Origin of the sequence: Streptomyces sp. HNM0645, from assembly GCF_030056615.1 — a bacterium.
In the GTDB taxonomy this organism is placed as follows: Bacteria; Actinomycetota; Actinomycetes; order Streptomycetales; family Streptomycetaceae; genus Streptomyces; species Streptomyces marianii.
Genome location: NZ_JASHLT010000022.1, coordinates 17723 through 41766 on the forward strand (window position 1 = coordinate 17723; position 24044 = coordinate 41766).

24 protein-coding genes and 1 other RNA gene are annotated in these 24044 nt (G+C 72.0%); 23 read left to right on the top strand and 2 right to left on the bottom strand.

Features of this window, described 5'->3' with window-relative positions; translation table 11 throughout:
- Positions 1-2 precede the first annotated feature (2 nt).
- The 13 genes from QMZ92_RS17770 to QMZ92_RS36060 all read left to right on the top strand — a co-directional run bounded on the left by QMZ92_RS17770 (position 3) and on the right by QMZ92_RS36060 (position 11309).
- Positions 3-662 carry a TOMM precursor leader peptide-binding protein gene (locus QMZ92_RS17770; protein ID WP_283298366.1) on the top strand — a complete coding sequence of 220 codons (660 nt, stop codon included), beginning with the start codon at positions 3-5 and terminating at the stop codon, positions 660-662.
- Positions 659-2419: a nitroreductase family protein gene (locus QMZ92_RS17775; RefSeq protein WP_283298367.1), complete on the top strand. Its 1761-nt coding sequence runs from the start codon at positions 659-661 to the stop codon at positions 2417-2419. Before QMZ92_RS17770 ends, QMZ92_RS17775 begins: the two co-directional genes overlap by 4 nt.
- Positions 2410-3102 (top strand): nitroreductase family protein, encoded by a 693-nt coding sequence (locus QMZ92_RS17780; protein ID WP_283298368.1) that lies wholly within the window; start codon positions 2410-2412, stop codon positions 3100-3102. Before QMZ92_RS17775 ends, QMZ92_RS17780 begins: the two co-directional genes overlap by 10 nt.
- A complete protein-coding gene (locus QMZ92_RS17785) occupies positions 3102-4241 on the top strand; it encodes a PqqD family protein (RefSeq protein WP_283298369.1) in 1140 nt (379 codons plus the stop codon). The genes QMZ92_RS17780 and QMZ92_RS17785 overlap by 1 nt, the downstream gene beginning before the upstream one ends.
- Positions 4241-6715, top strand: coding sequence for an amino acid adenylation domain-containing protein (locus tag QMZ92_RS17790; RefSeq protein WP_283298370.1), 2475 nt, complete (start codon positions 4241-4243; stop codon positions 6713-6715). The genes QMZ92_RS17785 and QMZ92_RS17790 overlap by 1 nt, the downstream gene beginning before the upstream one ends.
- On the top strand, positions 6705-7655 hold the full coding sequence (locus QMZ92_RS17795) for a thiopeptide-type bacteriocin biosynthesis protein (protein ID WP_283298371.1): 951 nt from the start codon (positions 6705-6707) through the stop codon (positions 7653-7655). Before QMZ92_RS17790 ends, QMZ92_RS17795 begins: the two co-directional genes overlap by 11 nt.
- Before the next feature lie 85 nt (positions 7656-7740).
- Positions 7741-7905 carry a thiocillin family RiPP gene (locus QMZ92_RS17800; protein WP_283298372.1) on the top strand — a complete coding sequence of 55 codons (165 nt, stop codon included), beginning with the start codon at positions 7741-7743 and terminating at the stop codon, positions 7903-7905.
- A gap of 88 nt (positions 7906-7993) precedes the next feature.
- Positions 7994-8152 (top strand): thiocillin family RiPP, encoded by a 159-nt coding sequence (locus QMZ92_RS17805; RefSeq protein ID WP_138054946.1) that lies wholly within the window; start codon positions 7994-7996, stop codon positions 8150-8152.
- A 62-nt stretch (positions 8153-8214) separates the two neighbouring features.
- Positions 8215-8394, top strand: a complete 180-nt coding sequence (locus QMZ92_RS17810; RefSeq protein ID WP_138054947.1) for a thiocillin family RiPP — start codon at positions 8215-8217, stop codon at positions 8392-8394.
- 126 nt (positions 8395-8520) lie between these two features.
- Positions 8521-8706, top strand: a complete 186-nt coding sequence (locus QMZ92_RS17815) for a thiocillin family RiPP (protein ID WP_283298373.1) — start codon at positions 8521-8523, stop codon at positions 8704-8706.
- Positions 8707-9035: 329 nt separating this feature from the next.
- Positions 9036-9806, top strand: coding sequence for a helix-turn-helix domain-containing protein (locus QMZ92_RS17820; RefSeq protein ID WP_502962083.1), 771 nt, complete (start codon positions 9036-9038; stop codon positions 9804-9806).
- Between the two features lie 448 nt (positions 9807-10254).
- The gene (locus tag QMZ92_RS36055; RefSeq protein WP_349307736.1) at positions 10255-10788 is read left to right on the top strand and encodes a hypothetical protein; all 534 of its coding nucleotides are present in this window, start codon (positions 10255-10257) and stop codon (positions 10786-10788) included.
- 71 nt (positions 10789-10859) lie between these two features.
- Complete coding sequence (locus tag QMZ92_RS36060) at positions 10860-11309, top strand: LPXTG cell wall anchor domain-containing protein (protein WP_349307737.1); 450 nt, start codon at positions 10860-10862, stop codon at positions 11307-11309.
- A gap of 175 nt (positions 11310-11484) precedes the next feature.
- Here QMZ92_RS36060 and QMZ92_RS17835 read toward each other — a convergent pair whose 3' ends face one another.
- The gene (locus QMZ92_RS17835; RefSeq protein ID WP_283298375.1) at positions 11485-11676 is read right to left on the bottom strand and encodes a hypothetical protein; all 192 of its coding nucleotides are present in this window, start codon (positions 11674-11676) and stop codon (positions 11485-11487) included.
- A gap of 293 nt (positions 11677-11969) precedes the next feature.
- Between QMZ92_RS17835 and ftsE the strand changes: the two genes are divergently transcribed.
- The 5 genes from ftsE to ssrA all read left to right on the top strand — a co-directional run bounded on the left by ftsE (position 11970) and on the right by ssrA (position 15818).
- Positions 11970-12659 carry a cell division ATP-binding protein FtsE gene (gene ftsE, locus QMZ92_RS17840; protein ID WP_093660379.1) on the top strand — a complete coding sequence of 230 codons (690 nt, stop codon included), beginning with the start codon at positions 11970-11972 and terminating at the stop codon, positions 12657-12659.
- Between the two features lie 41 nt (positions 12660-12700).
- Entirely contained in the window at positions 12701-13618 is a 918-nt protein-coding gene (gene ftsX / locus QMZ92_RS17845) for a permease-like cell division protein FtsX (RefSeq protein WP_283298376.1), read from the top strand.
- Positions 13619-13686: 68 nt separating this feature from the next.
- Complete coding sequence (locus QMZ92_RS17850) at positions 13687-14856, top strand: S41 family peptidase (protein ID WP_283298377.1); 1170 nt, start codon at positions 13687-13689, stop codon at positions 14854-14856.
- Between the two features lie 18 nt (positions 14857-14874).
- On the top strand, positions 14875-15354 hold the full coding sequence (smpB, locus tag QMZ92_RS17855) for an SsrA-binding protein SmpB (RefSeq protein WP_283298378.1): 480 nt from the start codon (positions 14875-14877) through the stop codon (positions 15352-15354).
- A gap of 94 nt (positions 15355-15448) precedes the next feature.
- Positions 15449-15818, top strand: a transfer-messenger RNA (tmRNA) gene (gene ssrA / locus QMZ92_RS17860).
- 59 nt (positions 15819-15877) lie between these two features.
- Here the strand turns inward: ssrA and QMZ92_RS17865 are convergent.
- The gene (locus QMZ92_RS17865) at positions 15878-17137 is read right to left on the bottom strand and encodes an MFS transporter (RefSeq protein ID WP_502962084.1); all 1260 of its coding nucleotides are present in this window, start codon (positions 17135-17137) and stop codon (positions 15878-15880) included.
- An 83-nt stretch (positions 17138-17220) separates the two neighbouring features.
- On the opposite strand from QMZ92_RS17865, the gene QMZ92_RS17870 reads away from it, so the two are divergent.
- The 5 genes from QMZ92_RS17870 to QMZ92_RS17890 all read left to right on the top strand — a co-directional run bounded on the left by QMZ92_RS17870 (position 17221) and on the right by QMZ92_RS17890 (position 23998).
- Positions 17221-18186 (top strand): LysR family transcriptional regulator, encoded by a 966-nt coding sequence (locus QMZ92_RS17870; RefSeq protein WP_283298379.1) that lies wholly within the window; start codon positions 17221-17223, stop codon positions 18184-18186.
- Positions 18187-18345: 159 nt separating this feature from the next.
- Positions 18346-19068: a hypothetical protein gene (locus QMZ92_RS17875; protein ID WP_283298380.1), complete on the top strand. Its 723-nt coding sequence runs from the start codon at positions 18346-18348 to the stop codon at positions 19066-19068.
- Positions 19069-21267, top strand: coding sequence for a bifunctional polysaccharide deacetylase/glycosyltransferase family 2 protein (locus tag QMZ92_RS17880; protein WP_283298381.1), 2199 nt, complete (start codon positions 19069-19071; stop codon positions 21265-21267). It begins immediately after the preceding gene.
- Positions 21264-22538 (top strand): acyltransferase family protein, encoded by a 1275-nt coding sequence (locus tag QMZ92_RS17885; protein ID WP_283298382.1) that lies wholly within the window; start codon positions 21264-21266, stop codon positions 22536-22538. Before QMZ92_RS17880 ends, QMZ92_RS17885 begins: the two co-directional genes overlap by 4 nt.
- A 107-nt stretch (positions 22539-22645) precedes the next feature.
- Entirely contained in the window at positions 22646-23998 is a 1353-nt protein-coding gene (locus QMZ92_RS17890; protein ID WP_283298383.1) for a nitrate/nitrite transporter, read from the top strand.
- Positions 23999-24044 lie beyond the last annotated feature (46 nt).

Sequence of the window (24044 nt, forward strand, 5' to 3'; positions counted from 1 at the left end):
CCGTGCCGTTCACCACCGCACCCGCACACGTCCTGTGGACCGGGACGTTCGGCAGGAGGGTCGCCGACCACCTGACCGCCCTGACCGACTGGCCCTCCGCCACCGCCGACGCCCTGGGGAGCCGGTCCGCCGAGTGGCCCCACACCGAGCTCCGCGTGCTCGCCCTCTGGCGGGACGAACCCCGCCTCCTGACGGCGGTCTCCCGGCTGCACAGCGTGTGCCGCACGACCTGGCTCCCCGTCGTCCAGGAGTTCCCCCTCATCCGGATCGGCCCCCTGGTCGTGCCGGGCCAGGGCCCTTGCCACTCCTGCTACACCCGACGGCGGGCCCAGCACGACAGGGGACGCGAGGTCTCCCGGGCCCTGCAGGAGTCGCGGGAGGCCGACCCCGGGCACGGGATCGCCGGGTTCACCGACGCTCAGGCCATGATCGCGGCCGGCCTCGCCGTGGATCTCCTCACCCGCTACCGCACCGGGGAGGGCGCGGTAGCGGGGCAGGTGGCGTTCTACAACGTGCTGAGCCGGTCCCTTTTCTCCGACACGGTCATCGGCGTCCACGGCTGCGAGGAGTGCGGGCCGCCGGTGGCACCGGACGACGGCTGGCGGCGACTGGCCGCCGAACTGCCGCTCACCACGGGCACCGTGGCGGGAGGTGAACGGTGAGCTCCCTCGTCAGCGTTCCGGGACAGCGCGGCATGCCCGCCGCCGCCGTCGCCGCGGCCGTGCGCCACGATCCCCAGTTCCGTCTTCCCGTCCGCCCGCAGCTCTGCCGGGGGCTCCACGTGGTCGACACGCCGGACGGCGTGGTCATCGACGGAGGCGCCGAACGCCAGCATCTGCGCGGCGCCTCGGCCGCGGTCCTCCGGCGCAGCCTGCTGCCCCTCCTGGACGGCAGCAGGGATCTCGCCGCGCTGGCCCACGCGACCGGGTGGAACGACTCGGCCGTCCACCAGGCCGTGGCCACCCTGTACTTCGCCGGGGTGCTGGAGGACGCGGCACAGGCCGTACCGCCACCGGGGGGTGACGGGCCGTCGGAGCCGGCCGCGGTCTGGATGTCGCGGACGCTGGACTGCGCCCGTGTGCACCCCCACTCCAGCCATGCGGCGCTCGCCGCGGCACGGGCCAGGGTGCGGCTGAGCGTACGGGCGTCCTGGCAGCGCCCCCTGCGGACGGCGCTGGCCGACCTCGGGATCACCGACGTGCTCCCGCTCGCCCCCGGCGAAGGACCACCGGAGGACGCACTGGTCGTCGCCGACCTCGCGGCGCCCCGCGCGACGGTCGACCGGATCGTCGAGGAGAGCGCCCGGCGCGGCATCCGGCTGCTGCTGGCGGACGAGCGGGACGAACGCGTCGCCGTGGGCCCGCTGGTGGACCCCTCGGCGACCGCCTGCGCACACTGCGCCCGCACCGCCGTCGCGCCCCGGCCCGGTCCACCCGAGTGGTTCCGCGAGGCGGCCCCCACCCCGGGTGCGGCAACCGCGGCCGGACTGATCGCAGAGGAGCTCCGCGCCCTGCTGCTGCGGGGGGAGCCGGTCCAGTCCCTCGGAGGGCAGCTCGTCGTGGACCTGGTGGACATGTCCACCACCACGTACAAGCTGACCCCCGAGGCCGGCTGCCGCACCTGCTACCCGTCCGTCGCAGGCCGTACCGGCCCCCCGCCGGAGGACGGACCGCTGCACTACGAGCACGCCGTGGCCTTCCCTCCCCGGCACCTGGTCAACCCCAAGGCGCACCAGCACCACTTCCGCCCGGAGAACGTCGGGCTGCAGTTCGAGCGACTGAGGTACCCCAACAATCCGAGGTACCCACTGCCCGAGGCGTCCCTGGCGGACCTGGAGAAGCTCGCCGCGGGTACGGAGCCACCACCGTGGCCGGACGCACTGGCGGCCGTGATGCGTTTCACCGCAGGGCTGCGCGGCCCCGGCGACGAGGGGGAGTCCAGCGACTCCGGGCGGGTGAACCGATGGGCTCCGACCGGCGGCAACCTGGGCTCGCCGCATGTCTACGCGCTGCTGCGGGGCGTCCCCGGCCTCCCCGACGGCGTCCACTACTACGACGCCGCCGACCATGCGCTCACCGCCATGCACCCCCACACCGACCACCTGGGCACGCTCCTCGCGGCACTGGGCGGGGACGCCGCCGACGGTGGGGAGCGGCCCGGCGCGCACCTGGTCCTGGCCTCGGACGTCGCCCGCGTTGCCCGGAAGTACGGTCCGTTCGCCTACCGCGTGGGGAACCTCGACACCGGGTGCGCCCTGGCCCAGCTCGCCCTCACGGCCCGGGCGATCGGGCTGGCACACGGCCTGCTGGACCCCCACCCCCTGCAAAGGCACCGGGAGCTCCTCGTGGGTGCCGGCGGTCCCGCGCTCATCACCGCCGCCGTGCGGTTCCAGGACGAAGGGAGCGGCTCGTGCCGCTGATCGACACGGCCGGCCTCACCGAGCAACTGCTGGCCGCACCGCCCACCGCATCCGCATCCGCCGACGTCCGGCCCGGCGCGGCACCCCCGCTGCCCGGTGACCCGGTCCACGCGCTGCGCCGCCGCAGCGCGCAACGGCACTGGGCGCCCGAACCGCTGGACGGGGAGGTCCTCGTCAAGGCCCTCGCGTACGCCTTCGAGCAGGACGATCAGCTGTGGCGGCCGGCCTTCCCCACGCTGCCGACGCCGGCCGCGACCGTCCTGGTCCAGAGAGTCCTCGACGTTCCTGAGGGCTGCCACCGCTACGAGCCCGAGGGGCGGCGGTTGGTGCCCGAGCCGCGTGCCCTGCCGCCGCTCGCGGACCTGGTGCTGCAACTGGAGTTCGCCGAGGCACCGGCCCTGGTGGTGGTGCACGGCGATCTGGCGGCGGCACTCGAGCGGCACGGTGCGGGGGGCCACCGGCTGCTGCTGGCACGCGGCGCGGCGCTGGCCCACTCCGCATGGCTCGCAGCCCTCTCCCTCGGAGCCGTCGGCTCCGTGTTCGCCGGTGTGCTCGGAGCGGCGGGACGCACCCATCTGGGCCTCGACGGGTCCGGCCGGGCACAGCTGATCGGCCTGGCGCTCGGTTCCCCCCGCCGGGCGCGGCCGGCCCCGGCGCCGGGCGACCGGATCGGGGAGTGGTGATGGCCGGCTCGTCCACCCATGTGGCCTCCGGCAGCGCTCAGCCGTCCTGGCTGGACACCGAGCGCCCGGCCATGCGCCCCGACGTCGAGATCACCGAAGGGCTGCACCGGGAACCGCTCGCCTACGACCCGGTCAGCGGCCACTACACCCGGCTGTCGAGCAGCGGGGCCGCGATCCTCACGGCCCTCGACGGCTCCATGACCGGAAGGGAGTTCGCCGCCCGGGTGACGGGGAGGGGTCCCGGTGGAGGCTCCGGCGAGCAGGTGGTGCTGGACTTCCTCGGGGAACTGCGCGCCGCCGGACTGCTGACCGTGCCGCCCGCCCGTGGCCGGGACGCCTCGGCCGTGCGCTTCGCACGCCGAGGCCACATGCCGCGTCTGCCGCTGGTGGGCGCCGGGGTGCGCGCCGTGCTGGACCCGGCCGCCTCGCTCCTCCGCCGCGCCCCGGGGCCGTTCGGCGCGCTGTGGCTCGCCGCGGCGGTCCTCGCGGTGTGGGGGGCGGGGTCGGTGCTCGCCGCTCCGCTCGCGGCCGGCGGTCCCGATCTGTCCCTCCCGGTGTGGGGCTGGACGGTCGTCGTCTGCAGCATGCTGCTGCAGACGACCCTGCACGAGCTGGCCCACGGACTGGCATGCCGCTACTACGGCGTCCCCGTCCGGGAGATCGGCGTCGGCCTTCTCTTCTACCTGGTCCCGGTGGCCTATGTGGACCGCACCGACGCCCACCGGCTCCCCGGACGCGGCTCCCGGGTGGTCATCGCCCTGGCCGGAGTGGCCCAGGACGTGCTGTGGCTGGGCGGCTGGTCGGCGCTGTCGCTGTACGCCGAGGGGCGGGCCGGGCAGATCTGCCTGCTGATGGTCTGGCTGCAGATCGGCCTGCTGCTGGCGAACCTGAACCCGCTGCTCCCCACCGACGGGTACCACGCGCTGGAATCGGCCATGGGCGCACTGAACCTGCGCTCGCGCGCCTTCACCGCTCTGCGGTGCCGGGTGCTGCGGCAGCCGCCGCCGAGCTGGCTCGCCGTCCGGAGCCGCTCCCGGCAACTGCACTACCAGGTGTTCGGACTCGTCTGCCTCGCCTACGCGCTGCTCGTCGCGGTCTTCTGCGCACGCTCTCTGCTGCTGCTGTTCGGGGGCGCGTGATGACGACCTCGACCACGAGGCAGTCCTCGATCGCGACGCGAACCGTGGACGGGCCCGCCGCCGTAGACCCCCTGGCCGTGGGCCCGGCCCTGAGCAGGGTCGCCGGACTCCCGGCGGCCGCCGTGGCACCGCTGGCGGCCGAAGAGGTCGCCGAGGTGCTGGACGGGATCGCCGCGGCCCGCCGGGAGCTGGCCGCCCTCGCACCAACGGTGACCGGTCTGCTGCACGAGGCCGTGCCGTTGATGTCGGCCACCGGCGCGCGCCGGTCGGTGCTGCGCTGGCGGAGAGCCGCGCACGCCGGGAGACCGGATCCGGTGCCACCGGAGCTGCTCGCGCAGGTCCGCGAGGCGCTCGCGGCAAGGGACGCCTCGGCACTGGAACGCTGGGTGGAACGGTCCGGGGCCCTGGCCGAGCTGCGGCAGCTGCTGGGCCGGCGTGCCGGGGCCGCGGAGGCCGCCGAGGAGCAGACACTGCGGCACCTCGTGAGCCTGCCCGCCGTCTCGGGCGCGCTGGCACTCGTCTCGCCCGTGTTCTCCCGTCGTGTACGGCGGCCGGACGGGCGGCCGCTGGACCGGGGGGAGCGCCTGACCGCGTACGGGTACGCCGTACGGTCCGCGCTGAAGGCCAGTCCGCTGTCCTCGCTCACCCATGTCTCGGTCCCGGGAGAGGACCACGGCGCACGGGTCCGGGTCGGCCTGCACCCCTTGGCCGGCCGGGTGCTGCTGCGGGCCGCGGCCGTCCGGGACGGGGTACGAGGCCTGGTCCGCTGGCGGGTCAACGGCTCCCTGCGCGTGGCGGGTCCCGCCGCCCGGCTGAGCGAGCCACGGCAATCGGTGACCGATGGCTGGGCGTGGTCGGACGACGAGGTCCTCGACGCCACTGGGAGGGAGGACCTGTTCGCCGCCCTGCGCGAGCCGGGGAGGCTGCCCGCCGTCCGGCTGGCCCGCTACCTGGAGGCCGGTCTGCTGGACATCGACGACCCCTGCCCTCAGGACGGGCTCCTGGACTGGCTCGCCACGGCACTGGCCGCGTCCCGTGACCCGTCGGACCTCCGGGCGGCCATGCGGCTGCGGACCGCGGCGGGCGAGCTGTCGGTCATCGCCGGCGGCGGCCCGTCGGTCCGTGCCGACGCGCTGGCGCGGCTGCGTGAAGCGCTGGGGGACGCCCTCGGGGCGCTCGGCGCCGCCGACGACTGGCCGCTGAACGACGTCACCCTGGTCTACGAGGACCGGGCCGGCAACCCGCCGGCCCGCCCGCTGGACGCCGAGCGGGCCGCGTTGCTGCGGCGCCATGCCGGGGCCGCGTGCGACAGCCTGCGGGTGTCCCCCGAGTACCAGGCCCTCACGGACGCGTTCGTGGCGCGGTTCGGCCCGGGCGGTGTCTGCGACGACGTGTTCGGCTTCTGCCAGGAACTGGCCGCGCTCGGAATCCCCGGCGGGCCCGGAGCCCCCGGAGCCCCTTTCGGCCCCGCCCCCGGCATGGCCCGCACGGCCCGCCCCGCCCGTCCGGGACGGTCGAGCTGCCTCCCCTCGGTCGCGGCCGTCGTCCAGGAGTGCGAGGCGGACGGTGACGGCCCGCACCTCGTCGTCAACCAGGTCTCATCGGGCACGGGAGGGCTGGTCGCCCGCTTCCACCGGCTGTACGACTCCGCCGACGGCACGGGTTCGGCCGGCTTCGCCGAGCGGCTCCGCGCCTGGGTGCGCACCCTTCATCCGGATGCCGAATGCCTGGAGTTCGTCCCGGCACGCGAGGCCAATCCCCTGCAGGGGGACAGCTGCGGCCTTCTCCCGGCGCTGCACTGGCCCACCGCGCCGCGCCGGTTCGGCCCGGGCGTACCGGTGGAGGAGCTGGCACTGGTGCACGACGGCGGGCGGAACGCCCTGGAACTGCGCCGCCGGAGCGGCACACCGGTGGCCCCCGTCTACCTCGGCACCGTCCCGCGCCATCTGGTGGGCGGAGCGGCCCGGTTCCTGCTCGTCCTGGCGGACCCCTGGTGGCTGCCCCCGGGTCTCGCCGACGGCACGCGCCCCGACGACCCGCCGGGGACGGGACGCGGTGTGTCGGCACGGCGCGTCGTGGCGGGCGCGGCGGTCCGGCGGGCGCACTGGCGGTGGGAGGCGTCCGAGGTACCGCGCCGGGAACGGGGTGAGGAACTGGCGGTCTTCCTCGAACGGGTGGACGCCTGGCGGCGCGCCCACGGCATGCCCGCCGAGGTGTACGTCAGGGGTGAGAGCGGCACCCCGCAGCGCGGGGACAGGGCCCGCAAACCCCTGTGGCTGGCCTTCGCCTCCCCCACGGGGCTGGACCTGCTGGACCGCCTGACCGAACGGCCCGGAACGGTGGTGGTGTTCACCGAGTGCCTTCCACGGCGCCCCGTCGGGGAGGGACCAGGCGCCCATGTGGTCGAGCACTGCGTGCACTTCGCCCGCCCGGTGCGGGGCACGGAACCGGAAGGGCGCCGAGATGGCCGCTGAAGAATGGCTCTACGCCCGTGTCCACCATTCCGGACACCGGGACGGCGAACTCCTGCTGACCGACCTGGTCCCGAGCTGGGTCGAGGCGGCTGAGCACGCGGGCGTCCGGCGGTGGTTCTTCCTCCGTTACGCCGATGCGAGCGGCCCGCACCTGCGGGTGCGCTTCCGCGGCACCCCCGACGCGCTCGACGGCTGCTGGGAGGCCGGCCGCGCCCTGTGGAAGGAGCACGTCCGCCCGCCTGACCGGGGGGAGGTCCACCGGCTGCACCCGCTGGCGGAGGAGGGTCTGCCCGGTCGCGGCAGCCGCCGGCTCAGCCTGGGCCTCTACGGCCGGGAGCACCACTACTACGGATCGCCTCCGGCCGTCGACATCGCCGAGGAGGTCTTCCAGACCAGCAGCGAGCTGTGCCTCGACGCGGTCCGGGCGACCGGTGCGGACCGCACGGCCAGGGCGCATCTCGCGGTACGGGTGATGCGGTCCTGCATGGGCTCGCTGGGGCTGCGCCAGCGTGAGCGGGTCTGGCGGCTGCACTGGGGCCACTGGACCGGCGTCCTCGCCGGGGACCCGGAGTCGCTCCGGGAGACGGAGCGCATCGCCGAACGGTGGCCGGCGGTTGCACGACCGTCCGCCGGTGTCCGGGAGGCCGCGCAGCCGGTCGCCGCCTCCGCCGGTGCCGGGTCCGCCGCCGACCTGCCCGCGGCAGCGGACGCGCTGGGCCGCGACCTCGCGGACGGAGTGCGGCGGGCCCTGCTCGCGGACCCCTCCGCCGTCGCCTCGCGGCTGCTGCTGATGCAGCTGCACATGACGCTCAACCGGCTCGGCTTCCTCCCCCTCGAAGAGGCCGTGCTCGGGCGGGTGGCGGCGCGGGCGGAGCGTCCCGCCTCCCCCGGGCCCCCTCAGGCGCTTCGCGGCGCCTCCCCCGGCACCACCGCCCGTTAGCGGGCCCCGAGACCCGGCGCACGACAGGGCGCCGTAGCGGCCCCGTCCGGGGCCGCAGCATGAAGATCGCGAAAGGAACAGCGTGATGAACGAACTCGATCTGCGCATCGAGCAGGAGCACCCCGAGATCGAGGTGCTCCCCGACACCCGGTCCGCGGGCTCCTGCGCCGGTTGTGCCAGCACGGCCGGGTCCTTCTCCTGCCCGGCGGGCTCCATCGGCAGTGTCGGCTCGGCCAGCAGCGCCGGCTGAGACGGATCGCCCGCATCGGTCCGCACGGACCCGACTGCGGCTCCGGAACCCCGGAGCCGCGCCAACCTCGACACGACAGGAGACCGCAATGAACGACCTCGACCTGCGTCTGGACCAGGAGATGCCCGAACTGGAGGTGCTCCCCGAGGAGTACTCGGCCGGGAACGTGTCCTGCGCCGCCACCGTCGGCTCCGGTTCCTGCCCGGCCATGACCTGGGGGACCGCGAGCACCCTGAGCTCCAAGTAGCCCGACCCCAGCAGACGAGCCGGCGGACACGCCGGTCACACGAATAACGAGCAAGGAGACGCATGGACAGGTTGCCCGACACCGACGTACTGGAGCTCGTGCTGGAGCGCGAACTCCCCGAGCTGGAGGTGCTGCCGGCCGGCTACGCCCCGGGCAGCACCCTCGGGAGTGCGGGGAGCATCAGCTGCGCGTCCTGCCCCGCCGCCTCGATCAGCAGCGCGTCGACCGCCAGCAGCCACTGAGCAGGACGACGGTACGGCGACGGACCAGCGCCGCTCGCCCCCCCGTCGAGCCGCGGCGGCTCCGAGAACGCACCGCCGCCGTCGGCCCGGCGGACACCCACACGGACCCTCGTACAGGAGGAGAACATGAACGACATCACCCCGACTTCCGGCCCGGTACTCGACCTGCGCCTCGATCAGGAGGCGCCGGAACTGGAGGTGCTGCCGGCGGCCCACTCGCCCGGCAGCACCGTCGGCTGCGCAGGAACCGGCAGCTCCATCTCCACGCCGTCGGGATGCTTCAGCAGCGCGGGCACGGCAAGCAGCGTGTGAGCGCCTGCCATCCCGCAGGCCGTTGACGGACGGCCGGTGAACGGGCCCCCGCCCGGCACCTGAGGACGTCCCGGCCGCCGGGGCGGCCGACCCGGCCCTCGTGGGCACGGGCCGGTCGCCCCTCCCCGGCCTCCGCGGTGGATGCGGGGGCTCATGGCCGGCCCGGCGCGTGTCACGTTCCCCGCCTGTCGCGCCGGGCCGGTCTCCGTCTCTTCCGTCCGCACCGGGGTCCGCACGGTCCGTCGACTCGTTCCGGTCACGGAAAGAGACGAAGTTCTCTACGTTCGGTAGCGGCCACCGAGAGGTGACGGCGGCCCTGCACGTACGGCGTGGAGCTCCGGCGCCGTCGTGAGGCGGCCGGTCTCACCCAGGAGGAGCTGAGCCGGCGCGTGGTCATGTCCCGCACCCATATCGCGCACATCGAGGCGGGCAGGCGCAGACCGGACGTGGCGGACGCGCGGCGACTGGACGGCGTGCTGGACAGCGGCGGGTTCTTCGAGCGGTTCCTGCCGTCGCTGAAGGAGGGCGAGGTCGCGGAGCGCTTCGCGGAGGCGCTGGAGCTGGAGCGCCGGGCGAAGGTGATCCGGGAGTACGCGCCGAAACTGGTTCCGGGCGTCCTTCAGACGGCTGCGTACGCCCGGGAGGTGCTCGGCTCCGGATTCCCGCCCAAGACGGCCGAGGAGCGGGACAAGCTGCTCGGTGCACGGCTTGAACGCGCCCGCATTCTCGACGACTTCCATTCTCCGGTGTTCTGGGCTCTGTTCGGCGAAGCGGTGCTGCGTCGAGGGGCTGGTCATCCGGAGATCATGTGCGAACAACTCAGGCACATCGCGGACTTGGGCGAGGTCTATCGGATCCGCGCGCATGTCCTGCCCTTCGCCGTGGGCCTCCACTCTCCCCGTCCGGGACAGCAAGAACCCCCGTGGTCCCGTCGTCGCTTTCGGCGCGTCCGCTTGGACGGCCTTCGTCGGCTCCCTCAAGGTCCACCCGTGCAACCCTGCGTGACCGCGGTTGTCGTTGCCGTGATTCGCGGGCGGGAAGCGGAAATCCGCCGGCGTCTGGCTTTGTCGACAAGGGAACTGGCCGCAGGCGAGGCGTAGTTCCCCTCTTACGTCACAGTTATGCGCCCCGCCTCGGTCAACTGGCCTTATTTCGGGCATCGCAGGCGCAATGAAACTTGACGCGTCCGCGGAAACTGGGAAGGCTGGCGCGCGGCATGCGTACGTGTGGGGCGGACGTGAGCGGGGAAGCGGAAGCGCAGCCCTGAGCGGTCACCGCCCCTGACGCTGCACTACAAACGAATCAGCTACTGGGGGTAGCAACAGATGACCAAGAAGACGCGGGTTCGCGTCGCGCGGATAGCCGCCGGCGCGGTGATCGCCGCCGGTGCTTCCCTGACCGCTGCGGGCGCAGCGCAGGCCCTCGGCGTCGGCGCTGAGGTGACGCAGGAGGGTGCTGAGATCGGTCTCGGTATCCAGGAAGGCGATGACGCCGGGACCAGCCTCGGTCAGACGAGCGGCGGCACCGCGGACGGTGGTGTGACCGACGGTGGTGCGACTGACGGTGGTGCGACTGACGGTGGTGCGACTGACGGTGGTGCGACTGACGGTGGTGCGACCGACGGTGGTGCGACCGACGGTGGTGCGACCGACGGTGGTGCGACCGACGGTGGTGCGACTGACGGTGGTGCGACTGACGGTGGTGCGACTGACGGTGGTGCGACTGACGGTGGTGCGACCGACGGTGGTGCGACCGACGGTGGTGCGACCGACGGTGGTGCGACCGACGGTGGTGCGACTGACGGTGGTGCGACTGACGGTGGTGCGACTGACGGTGGTGCGACTGACGGTGGTGCGACCGACGGTGGTGCGACCGACGGTGGTGCGACCGACGGTGGTGCGACCGACGGTGGTGCGACTGACGGTGGTGCGACTGACGGTGGTGCGACTGACGGTGGTGCGACTGACGGTGGTGCGACCGACGGTGGTGCGACCGACGGTGGTGCGACCGACGGTGGTGCGACCGACGGTGGTGCGACTGACGGTGGTGCGACTGACGGTGGTGCGACTGACGGTGGTGTGACCGACGGTGGTGCGACCGACGGTGGTGCGACCGACGGTGGTGCGACTGACGGTGGTGCGACTGACGGTGGTGTGACCGACGGCGGCAATGCCAACTCCGGCGGCAATGCCAACTCCGGCGGTAACGCCAACTCGGGCGGTAACGCCAACTCGGGCGGTAACGCCAACTCCGGTGGCAACGCCAACTCCGGCGGCGCCACCGGCGGTGACCAGGGTGGTTCCACCGAGGGCTCCGCGACCACCGGCGGCTCCTCCACCACCGGCGGTTCCGTCGCGACCGGTGGCGGCGACGGCGGCTCCGACGGTTGCACCGTGAGCGTCGAGGGTGCCGAGTGCGTCGACAACACCGACACCGACTCCGCCGGCTCCCAGCCGGTCGAGCAGGGCAAGGCCAAGGAGGAGCTGGCCGAGACCGGCGCCGCCGAGACCACGTTCCTGCTGGTCGGCGCCGCGACGATGATCGCCGGCGGCATCGGCTTCCGTATGCTGCCCCGCCTCGTCGGCGGCCGCGCCGCTGTCTGATCGGGCCTGCTCGTCTCTGATCCACGTGATCGGACGTGACGCGCGGTAGCGATCCGTCGCATCCTGCGACAGGGGCCAGGAGAGCCGAAAAGCTCTCCGGGCCCCTGTGTGTTCCTGTGCGTTCCTGTGTGATCCCGTGGGGTTTCGGTGCCTGGGTCCGGCTCCGGCCGGCCCGTCAGGCGGTCTGGTGCGCCAGGAGTGCCAGCGCCGCCACGAGCACCACCAGTAGCGCCACCAGCGCCGCAGGGTTCAGGCCCGCGAAGGGGCCCTGCTGCTGCAGGCGCTCCCGGCTGGCCCGGCAGACGGGGCAGCGGCCCTCCGCGACGGGCGCGGCGCAGTTGGCGCACACCAGTCGGTCGTAGGTCATGCGCTCTCCTCCTCCCGCGCGGCGGAGTCCGTACTTCCGGCGTTCCTCGGTGGTTCTCCGCGTGTCTCTCCGCGCAACGCTCCGGGAACCGCATCCGTTCCCGGTACCACTGTGCCAGCTCGCGAGCGATTCGGCGCGCCCCGTCGGGTTACACCCGTTCCGGGATGCTCGGGTGCGCGGCAAGCGAGGGGTATCCATCCGACATATCGCGCAACTCCGGGCGGTGACTGCACGCGCCATCCTCGTTCGCGTATGGTCACGCACACATACTCCCGGCCGACCGTGGTGCACTCGTGATCCGATTCGACAACGTCTCCAAGAGCTATCCCAAGCAGAACCGCCCAGCCCTGCGCGACGTCTCCCTGGAGATCGAGAAGGGGGAGTTCGTCTTCCTCGTGGGCTCGTCCGGTTCCGGAAAGTCGACCTTCCTTCGGCTGATCCTCCGCGAGGAGCGCACCAGCCACGGCCAGGTGCACGTCCTCGGCAAGGACCTCGCGCGCCTGTCCAACTGGAAGGTGCCCCACATGCGCCGGCAGCTCGGCACCGTCTTCCAGGACTTCCGTCTGCTGCCGAACAAGACCGTCGCGGAGAACGTGGCCTTCGCGCAGGAGGTCATCGGCAAGCCGCGCGGTGAGATCCGCAAGGCCGTTCCCCAGGTCCTCGACCTGGTCGGTCTCGGCGGCAAGGAGGACCGGATGCCCGGTGAGCTCTCCGGAGGTGAGCAGCAGCGCGTGGCGATCGCCCGGGCCTTCGTCAACCGCCCCATGCTGCTGATCGCCGACGAGCCGACCGGCAATCTCGACCCCCAGACCTCCGTCGGCATCATGAAGCTGCTGGACCGGATCAACAGGACCGGCACCACGGTGGTGATGGCCACCCACGACCAGAACATCGTCGACCAGATGCGCAAGCGCGTCATCGAGCTCGAACAGGGCCGGCTCGTACGCGACCAGGCGCGCGGTGTCTACGGCTACCAGCACTGAGCAGGTACTGAGCAGGTAGAGGAAAGGCTGAAACACTCGCCATGCGCGCCCAGTTCGTACTGTCGGAGATCGGCGTCGGTCTCCGCCGCAATCTGACGATGACCTTCGCAGTGATCGTCTCCGTGGCCCTGTCGCTCGCCCTCTTCGGTGGCGCCCTGCTCATGCGTGAACAGGTCAGCACCATGAAGGACTTCTGGTACGACAAGGTCAACGTCTCCATCTACCTCTGCAACAAGAACGACGCGGAGACGGACGAGAAGTGCTCGAAGGGTGCGGTCACCGCTGAGCAGCGGGAGCAGATCAAGTCCGACCTCGCAGACATGAGCATCGTCGAGAAGGTCCACCACGAGTCCGCCGACGAGGCCTACAAGCACTACCGCGAGCAGTACAGCGACACGGCCATCGCCACCGTCATCACGCCCGACCAGATGCAGGAGTCGTTCCGGGTCAAGCTGAAGGACCCGGAGAAGTACAAGGTCGTGGCGACCGCCTTCGCCGGCCGTGACGGCGTCCAGTCCATCCAGGACCAGCGCGGCATCCTGGAGAACCTCTTCAACATGATGCGGGGCATGAACGTCGCCGCCCTCTTCATCATGGGACTGATGCTCGTCATCGCCCTGATGCTGATCGTCAACACCGTGCGGGTGTCGGCGTTCAGCCGCAGGCGTGAGACGGGGATCATGCGTCTCGTGGGAGCGTCCAGCTTCTACATCCAGATGCCGTTCATCATGGAGGCCGCCTTCGCCGGTCTGCTCGGCGGTCTGGTCGCCTGCGTGATGCTCCTGGTCGGCCGGTACTTCCTCATCGACGGCGGGCTGGCCCTCTCCGAGAAGATGCCGCTGGTCAACTTCATCGGCTGGGACGCCGTGATAGCGGTACTGCCGCTCGTCCTCGTGATCGGGCTGCTGATGCCCTCCATGGCCGCTTTCATCGCGTTGCGCAAGTACCTGAAGGTGTGACGAGCGCCCCGGGCGCCGTACGGGTCAACGACCCTACGGCGCCCTTCGCTTGTCCTAGAGTGGGCGCCATGCTGGGCCCCGGATCACGCAAGGTGCCCCGTGGCCTGCGCCACGGGGCGGTCCTGACGCTGGTGTTCGCCGGCGCCCTCGTCACCGGTTCCGCGACGGGCCTGCTGCCCAGCGGTGAGGGCGAGCCGCCCGAGCCCCGCGTGCGGGCCGCCGCCGCCACGGTCGACCGCGAGGAGATCGCGCGGGCCGCCGCCGAGGCCGCCGCGGACGGCAAGTCCGGCGCCAAGGCCGCGGAAGAGGTCGTGAGCCGCAGCGGGGACCGCTGGGGCGCCGTGTACGACAAGGGCGAGTACGAGGAGTTCGCGCGCGCCCTCGACGGTTCGTACACCGGTGTCGGCCTGTGGGCCAGGCGCGGTGCCGACGGCCGGGTCGAGGTCGCCCGCCTGCAGCGCGGCGGTCCCGCCGACAGGGCCGGCATCCGCGTCGGCGACCAGCTGCGCACGGTCGACGGCGCCCGGATAGACGGCCGGCCGGTCAGCGAGGTGGTCCGGCTGCTGCGCGGTGACGGCAAGAGCGCCGGCGCCGGCTCGTCCGTCGTGCTCGGTCTCCAGCGCGGTGACCGCACCTGGGAACGGACGCTGCAGCGGGCCCGGCTCGCCACCGAGGCGGTCACCGTCCGCGAGCTCGGCGGCGAGGCCGTGCTGATCAAGGTCGCCGCCTTCACCAAGGGCGCCGGGGAGCGGGTGCGGCAGGCGGTGGAGTCGGCTCCCGAGGGCGCCGGGGTCCTGCTGGACCTGCGGGGCAACGGCGGCGGTCTGGTCTCCGAGGCCGTCACGGCGGCGTCCGCCTTCCTGGACGGAGGGCTGGTCGCCACGTACGACGTGCGCGGTGAGCAGAAGGCCCTCTACGCCCGGCCCGGCGGGAACACCGAGCGCCCCGTCGTCGCCCTCGTGGACGGCGGCACGATGAGCGCGGCCGAGCTGGTCACGGGCGCCCTCAAGGACCGAGGTCGCGCCGTCACCGTCGGTGCCCGCACCTTCGGCAAGGGGTCGGTGCAGATGCCGGAACGGCTGCCCGACGGATCCGTCGCCGAGCTCACCGTCGGTCACTACCGCACCCCGTCCGGTCACGACGTCGAGGGCCGGGGCATCACCCCGGACCTGGCCGTGAGCGAGCGGGCGGAGGAGCGGGCCCAGACGGTATTGAGTGGCCTCGGGGCGGGGTCGTAGTGCGAAAATGACCGCACTATGGCTAAGGAAAAAGGGCGCAAGCTGATCGCGCAGAACAAGAAGGCGCGGCACGACTACCACATCCTCGACACCTACGAGTGCGGTCTCGTGCTGATGGGCACCGAGGTGAAGTCGCTGCGTCAGGGGCGGGCCTCGCTGGCGGACGGGTTCGTCCAGATCGACGGCCACGAGGCGTGGCTGCACAACGTCCACGTGCCGGAGTACAGCCAGGGCACCTGGACCAACCACAGCGCCCGGCGGAAGCGGAAGCTGCTGCTGCACCGGGCGGAGATCGACAAGCTGGAGTCCAAGTCCCAGGAGACGGGGCACACGATCGTGCCGCTCGCCCTGTACTTCAAGGACGGCCGGGCCAAGGTCGAGATCGCCCTGGCGAAGGGCAAGAAGGAGTACGACAAGCGGCAGACCCTGCGGGAGAAGCAGGACCGCCGCGAGGCCGACCGGGCGATCTCCGCGGCGCGGCGGCGGCAGCGGGCCTGAGCCGGACGGACGGAATACGCTGGCACGGTCGTGCGTTGGTCACGTACGATGGCTCCTGCCCTCCCCGAGGGGGCAGGTCTTGAAAAATCAACATGGGGATGATCGGTTTCGACAGCGGCTGTCGAAGCAGGGGAAGCGTGTCGAGGAAGCGGCAATGATCTCGTAAACCATATGTCGCAACCAATAATCGCCAACACCAAGCGCGATTCCTTCGCCCTCGCTGCCTAAGTAGCGACTTGCGAAGTGTCAGCCCGGGGCTGTTCCCGACCCGGATCCTGGCATCAGCTAGGGAACTGAACCTCTAGGCCCGGTCACGGGGTGTAGAGGGAAAACAAACAGTGACTGAGCCCGTCGGAGACTTGTCCGCGTGATCTCCGGGGCCGAGAAAATCGCAGCGGACTGCACACGGAGAAGCCCTGATTCCGCACCGTTGGACGCGGGTTCGATTCCCGCCATCTCCACCAGTGGAACATCCGGGGGCCCGCCCCCGGATACCGCACCCCATGTGGGCGAGGCCCGGCTGTCATGACAGCCGGGCCTTCGTCATGCGGGCCGGCAGCAGCGCCAGTGCCAGGGCCAGGGCGGCCGCCGTGACCGGGATCGCGTAGCCGTGGGCCGCGCCCGCGTGCTCCACCGTCCAGCCCCCCGCCGCCGAACCGGCCGCGATCCCGCCGAGCAGCGCCGTCACGGCCAGGGTCATGCCCTCGTTCAGCTGCCCCGCCGGAGTGATGCGCTGGATCGTGGTCATGCCGGTCACCATGGTCGGCGCCGTCGCCATTCCGCCGAGCAGGAGCGCACCCGCGACGGTGAGCGGGGAGCCCGTGCCGGCCGCGGCGAGCAGCGGCAGAGCCATGAGCACCGTCATCGCGGCCAGACAGGTCCGCAGCCGGGCGGTACGGCGGACCCGGCCGTAGACGAGGCCCGCGAGACACGAGCCGGCGGCCTGGAGGGCCAGCACCGCACCCGCCGCCGGACCGTCCACGAAGGCGATCGTGGCGACCTCCATCGAGCCGAAGACGGCTCCCGTGGCGAGGAAGACCGCGAGCATCGGGACCATGCCGGGCGTACGCAGCGGGGAGCGGGGCTTCACGGTCCTGTCCGGCACGGGCGGCTCGGTGGACCGCTGGGCCGCGAACAGGACCACGCCCGTCAGCAGCAGCCCCGCACCGACCAGGGTCCCGGCCTCCGGGAACAGTCCCGCGCAGAGCCACGCGGCGAGCACCGGCCCGAGCATGAAGCACAGCTCGTCGGCGGCCTGCTCGAAGGAGTTCGCGGTGTGCCGGGCGGCCGGGTCGTCCTTCAGCAGGTGCGCCCAGCGGGCTCGGGACATCCCGCCGGTGTTGGGCGTCGTGGCGGTCGCGGCGTACGCGGCGAACAGCGTCCAGCCGGGGGCGTCGTGACGGACGCACAGCACCAGGGCGAGCGAGCCGAGCACGGCGAGCACGGTGGCCGGGACGGCGACGCGGGCCTGCCCGTGGCGGTCGACCAGCCGCGCGGTCCAGGGGGCGACGATCGCGGTGGCGGCCAGGCCGGTCGCCGTGACGGCGCCGGCGAGGGCGTACGAGCCGCGCTGTCCCGCGATCATGATCACGGCGCTGACGCTGAACATGCCCATGGGCAGCCGGGCGAGGAGGTTCCCGGCGGTGAAGGCCCGGGCCCCGGGGACGGCGAAGAGCCGGCGGTACGGGCCCGGCGGGCGGGAGGGGTCCGGCTCCCGCTTCCGGGACACCAGGACCAGGGTCCCGCCGGACGTGGTCATCCGGGGGGAGTTCGACTGTGGCATGGATCAAGGTTCGCTTCGGGACCCCTCGGGGGTCCAACACCTGTTCGAACCCCATTGACGCACTCCTGTTGTAGGTTCTCGGGGTGCCCCAGGACCTCGAGCCCCGTCTGCTCCGCGCCTTCCTCGCGGTCGCCGCCGAACTGCACTTCACCCGGGCCGCGGCCCGGCTGTACGTCGCCCAGCAGGCGCTCAGCCGCGACATCCGGCGGCTGGAGCGGGCCGTGGGGTCCGAGCTCTTCGTCAGGACCACCCGGCAGGTGCGGCTCACCGCCGAGGGCGAGCGGCTGCTGCCGTACGCACGACGGGTGCTGGATGCCCACGATGCCCTGGCCTCCGCCTTCGCCGACGCGGAGCGGCCGCTGCTCGTCGACGTGGGCGCCCCGGTGGGGACGGCCCACCGGGTGCTCGGCGAGGCCCGCAGCGCGGCTCCCGGCCTGGAGTTCGTGGCCCGCTACCTCAGTGGGCTCACCGGCGCGGCCGCGGAGATCGTCGCCGGCCGGCTCGACGTCTCCTTCGGCAGGATCGCCGGGATCGACGCGGCGCTGCGCTCCGAACTGGCCCACGAGCCGGTGCGCTACGAGCGGATGGCCGTACTGCTGCACGACGCCCATCCGCTCGCGGCGCTCGACGCGGTGCCGGTGGACGCCCTGGCCGGGGAGACCCTGTACGCCGGCGCGGGCAACCCGGCCACCGCGGAGTGGACGGACCTCGCCGCCCGGCTCTTCGCCGGCCGCGGAATACGCATGGCGGCCCCCTTCCCCGAGATAGCCGGGCAGGAGGAGTTCGTCCGGGTGGTGCGCAAACAGGGCTGGTCGGTGCTGGCGAGCACCGAGTTCCTCCCCGTGCCGGGCATGGTCGTCCGGCCGCTCGTCGACCCCGTGCCGCTGTCGCCGGTCTCGCTGGTCCGGCGGCGCGGGCTGAGCCACCCCGGCCTCGGCGTGCTGCGTTCCGTCGTGGCCGAACTCGCCGCGTCGGGAGGGTGGCTGGACGTGCCGCCGGACGGCTGGCTGCCGGACGGGGACCGGGCCGCTATGGCGCGGAACACCTGACTCCGCGGTCCGGCCGTCAGCCGCGTGCGCTACATTCGTGGTCCGGGTGCAACGTGGTAGGGGTGCTCGGCCCGGGTTTAGGGGGCCCGGTCCGACGGCAGGCGTCCGGTTCCGCCGGCGCTCCCACCTCTCCGTTCAGTGGGGGAAGAGCGTACAGCAGTGGAAAACAGGCGAGAAAAGTCCCGAATAGGGCACAGTCATGACCCCAACGAGGTCACGATCCAGATCGACAGCCTGGAGTTCAGGAACCTCCAGGCTGCCCGGATGAACCCCGAGGCCCCTCAGGAAGACGCCGACGGGCCCGTGTTCGTCGACGAGAGCGGCCGTCGCAGCAAGAAGTTCCGCCGTATCGGATGGGTGCTGGCGCTCGTCTGCGCGGGCTATGCCGTGACCCTCGTGGTCGCCCTCATCGGCGGCAACTCCAACGCCCCGTCGCTCCTCATCCCCGGGCCGGCGGACGACAAGGCGGACACCGCCGAGGAGACCCCCGGGCCCTCCGAGGCCCCCTCCGCCCCCGCCGGTGCCGAGGTCGTCGCCGGCGTCCCCTCGCCCTCCGGCAGCCCGGCAGCGGTGCCGCGGCAGTCCGCCGGGTCCGCCGGCGAGCCGGGCGGCGGCCGGAGCAGCAGCCCGTCGGGCGCCTCCGGCAGCGGCGCGGCCACCACCACCGGCGGCGCCGGCACCGGCGGGGCGACGACCGAACCGAAGCCCGTCGTGTCCACGGCACCGGGCGGCCCGGGAGGCGCCGGGGGCCCGGGCGGCACTGGCGGCGAGGAGCCGCCACCGGACCCGGTCGAACCCACACCCAGCGAGACCTCGACGGAAGAACCCACCGGCGAACCGGTGGCACAGGGCCAGCAGCTGGCCGGGGAAGGTGCCGGCTAGATGACCGCCTCCGGCAGACGGGCCGTCCGGCGACAGAAGAGCGCAGGCCGGTCCGCCGTTCGGCGCAGGCTTCCCATGCGCTACCTGCTGCCCTCGCTCTTCCTCGTCGCGCTCCTCGCGATGCTCATGCTGCGCGGCTATGTGCACAGCGAGATCCTCGCCGACCACCGGGTGCGCCCCCCGGTCTCCAGCGGCCAGGTGCCCGAGCAGATACTGAACGGCGGCCCCGTCGTCGACGCCCGCACCCCCGGCGCGCCCAAGGCGCTCAGCGTCCCCGACAAGAACCTGGTGCTGACCTTTGACGACGGCCCCGACCCGGTGTGGACGCCGAAGGTCCTCGACAAGCTGAAGCAGCACGACGCCCACGCGGTGTTCTTCGTGACCGGCACGATGGCCTCCCGGCATCCGGACCTGGTGCGGCGGATGGTCGCGGAGGGCCACGAACTCGGCCTGCACACCTTCAACCACCCCGATCTGGCGCTCCAGACGCAGAGCCGGATCGACTGGGAGCTCTCGCAGAACCAGCTGGCGCTCGCGGGCGCGGCCGGCATCCGCACCTCGCTGTTCCGTCCTCCGTACTCGTCGTTCTCGGCCGCCCTGGACGACAAGTCCTGGCCCGTGACCGAGTACATCGGCAGCCGCGGCTACATCACCGCGTTCAACGACACGGACAGCGAGGACTGGAAGCGCCCGGGCGTCGAAGCGATCATCAAGCGCGCCACTCCCGAGGGCACCAAGGGCTCCATCGTGCTGATGCACGACTCCGGCGGTGACCGCTCGCAGACCGTGGCCGCCCTCGGCCGCTTCCTGCCCGACATGAAGGAGCGCGGCTACCGGTTCGTGAACCTCACCGAGGCCCTCGGCGCGCCCAGCGCCCACACACCGGTCGCCGGACCGGAGCTGTGGAAGGGCAAGGCGTGGGTTGGTGCCGTCGCCGTCTCCGAGCGGACCACATCGGCGCTGACCGTCGGCCTCGCCGCGATCGGTGTCCTGGTCTTCCTCCGCTTCGGCCTGATGCTGCTGCTCTCCTTCGGCCATGCCCGCAAGGTGCGCCGCCGCCGCTTCCGCTGGGGCCCGGCCGTCACCGAACCCGTGACGGTACTGGTCCCCGCCTACAACGAGAAGGAGTGCATCGAGAACACGGTGCGCTCGTTGATGGAGAGCGACCACCCGATCGAGGTCATCGTCATCGACGACGGCTCGTCGGACGGTACCGCCGACATCGTCGACGACATGTGGCTGCCCAACGTCCGGGTCGTCCGCCAGGCCAACGCGGGCAAGCCGGAGGCCCTCAACAACGGCATCCGCAACGCCCGCCACGACATCATCGTGATGATGGACGGGGACACCGTCTTCGAGCCGTCCACCGTGCGCGAGCTGGTCCAGCCCTTCGGTGACCCGCGCGTCGGCGCGGTCGCGGGCAACGCCAAGGTCGGGAACCGGGACAGCTTGATCGGCGCCTGGCAGCACATCGAGTACGTCATGGGCTTCAACCTCGACCGCCGGATGTACGACGTGCTGGGGTGCATGCCGACGATCCCCGGCGCGGTCGGCGCCTTCCGCCGCGAGGCCCTGGAGCGGGTCGGCGGCATGAGCGACGACACCCTCGCCGAGGACACCGACATCACCATGGCCATCCACCGCGACGGCTGGCGTGTGGTGTACGCGGAGCGGGCCCGTGCCTGGACCGAGGCCCCGGAGTCCGTGCAGCAGTTGTGGTCCCAGCGCTACCGCTGGTCGTACGGCACGATGCAGGCGATCTGGAAGCACCGCCGCTCTGTGGTCGAGAGCGGCCCCTCCGGCCGCTTCGGCCGGGTCGGCCTGCCCCTCGTCTCGCTGTTCATGGTGCTGTTCCCGCTGCTCGCCCCGCTGATCGACGTCTTCCTGCTCTACGGACTCGTCTTCGGGCCCACGCAGAAGACGGTCGTCGCCTGGCTCGGCGTCCTCGCCATCCAGGCCGTGTGCGCCGCCTACGCGTTCCGGCTCGACAAGGAACGCATGGTGCATCTGATCTCCCTGCCCCTCCAGCAACTCCTGTACCGGCAGCTCATGTACGTGGTGCTGCTCCAGTCCTGGATCACCGCCCTCACCGGAGGCCGGCTCCGCTGGCAGAAACTGCGGCGCACCGGAGTGGTGGAGGCGCCGGGGTCGATACCGAACCAGCGCCAGGGCAGCGACGAGCGGAGGCCGGTCGGATGACCTCGCCCTCGCTCGACATGGGCGGCCCCCCACCGGCCGGGGCACGGCACCGGGCCGGCGCGACCGCGCCCGCGGCCTCTCCGGCCGAGCCCGCCGCCGCTCCGAAGCGGCCTGGCCGGGACCGCTACCTCGACCTGCTGCGCTCCATCGCCCTGGTCCGCGTCATCGTCTACCACATCTTCGGCTGGGCCTGGCTGACGGTGCTCTTCCCGTCCATGGGCGTGATGTTCGCGCTCGCCGGCTCGCTGATGGCCCGCTCGCTGGCGCGGCCCGCGTGGGGTGTCATCCGCGGCCGTGTCCGGCGGCTGCTGCCGCCGATGTGGGCGTTCTCGGCCTTCGTCCTCCCCGTGATCTTCTACTTCGGCTGGAAGCCGGTGAAGGAGGAGGGGATCTGGTGGTTCCTCAAGCTGGCCTGGTACATCGTTCCGGTCGGCGCACCGCCGTACCCCTGGCACAGCGGTGACGCCTCGGGACTGCTCGACGACACCTGGGCGGTCCAGGCGGCCGGTCCGCTCTGGTACATCCGCGCCTATCTGTGGTTCGTGGTCGCCTCGCCGCTGCTGCTGTGGGCCTTCCGCAGGCTGCCGTGGGCGACGCTGTTCGCCCCGCTCGCGCTCACCGCGGTCGTCGGCTCCGGGCTGTTCAAGATCCCCGGCGAGACCGGCAACGTCATCACCGACTTCGCCACCTACGGATCCTGCTGGGTGCTCGGCTTCGCCCACCAGGAGGGCATGTTCGAGAAGCTCCCGCGGTACGTCTTCGTGTCCGTGTCCTCGCTGATCATGGCCTTCGGCCTGTGGTGGGCGTCGGGGCACCTGGGCCCGGACGGCTGGGACCTCAACGACATCCCGCTCGCCCAGGCCACCTGGTCGTTCGGCTTCTGTGTGATCCTGCTCGCGTACTCGCCGTCCTGGCAGCGGCTCCCGGGGAGGCTCGCGCACTTCGACAGCCTGGTCACCCTGTCCAACAACCGGGCCGTGACGATCTACCTCTGGCACAACCTGCTGATCATGGCGACGATCCCGGTCATCGATCTGCTCTGGAGGATCCCGGGCCTCGGGCCGACGTACTCGGGCTATCTGGAGCGGGCGTACCCCGTCCTCATGCTGATCGTCGTCTTCCCGCTGATCGGGCTGATGATCATGGCTGTGGGCTGGCTGGAGGACGTCGCCGCCAAGCGCCCCGCCCGGCTGTGGCCGAACGGCGCGACGCGCGAGAAGGCGTCGTGGGGCAGGTCGGTCCGCGGACGGGGCCGCTCACACCGCGCCTGAGCACCGGGTGAGGGCAAGGTTCCACCGCGGTCATCTCGCGCCACGGAGCTGAAACCCGCCATGCCTAGCGTCGGGTCCACTACCCGGAGCATCAGTGGAGGCACGCCATGGCCGGCAGGTGGATCGAGCAGTGGGACCCGGAGGACGAGACCTTCTGGGAGGCGGAAGGCAAGCACATCGCCAAGCGGAACCTGATCTTTTCGGTGATCTCCGAGCACATCGGGTTCTCCGTATGGAGCATGTTCTCGGTGATGGCTCTCTTCATGGGGCCCCAGTACGGCATCGACCCGGCAGGGAAGTTCTTCCTGGTCGCCGTCGCCTCTCTGGTCGGCGCGGCGCTGCGGGTGCCCTACGGATTCGCGGTCGCCCGGTTCGGCGGCCGGAACTGGACGATCGTCAGTGCCGGCATGCTGCTGGTGCCGACCACCGCCCTGTTCGCCGTCATGGAACCGGGAACCTCGTACACCACCTTCATGGTGGTCGCGATTCTCACCGGCGTCGGCGGGGCGAACTTCGCCTCCTCCATGACCAACATCAACAGCTTCTATCCGCTGCGCCTCAAGGGCTGGGCGCTCGGTATGAACGCGGGCGGCGGCAACATCGGCGTGGCCGTGGTGCAGTTGCTCGGTCTGCTGGTCATCGCGACCGCCGGAGCCACGCAGCCGCGGCTGCTGGTGGGCCTCTACATTCCGTTGATCATCCTGGCCACCGTGCTCAGCGCCACGTACATGAACAACCTCGGTCCGGTGAAGAACGACTCCGGCGCCGCCAAGGAGGCCGTCCGGGACAGCCACACCTGGATCATGTCCTTCCTCTACATCGGCACGTTCGGCTCCTTCATCGGCTACAGCTTCGCCTTCGGACTCGTCCTGCAGAACCAGTTCGGCCGTACCCCGCTGCAGGCCGCCTCGCTCACCTTCGTCGGCCCGCTGCTCGGTTCGCTCATCCGTCCCGTCGGCGGCCACCTCGCCGACCGGCTCGGCGGGGCGAGGGTGACGCTGTGGAACTTCGCCCTCATGACCGTCGCGGTCGGCGTGGTCGTCGCCGCCTCCGTGCAGCAGTCGCTGGCCCTGTTCATCGCCGGATTCATCATCCTGTTCATTCTCACCGGCATCGGCAACGGGTCGACGTACAAGATGATCCCCGGCATCTACCGGACCAAGGCGCAGGCCAAGGGCCTCATGGGCGAGGAGGCCCAGATCTACGCCCGACGGCTGTCGGGGGCGACCATGGCCCTGATCGGCGCGGTCGGTGCCTTCGGAGGGCTCGGCATCAACCTCGCCCTTCGGCAGTCCTTCCTCACCTCGGGCAGCGGCACCAGCGCCTTCGTGGTCTTCCTCGGCTACTACGTGCTGTGCTTCGCGGTCACCTGGGCGGTATACCTTCGCAAGCCCGCACGCACCGCCGCACCGGCCGCGACGACCGAGAAGAAGCCGCAGCTCAGCTACGCCGAGGTGTGAGCAGGAGTGCCTCGTAACCACGGGGAAACGCAGCCGAACCGAGCCT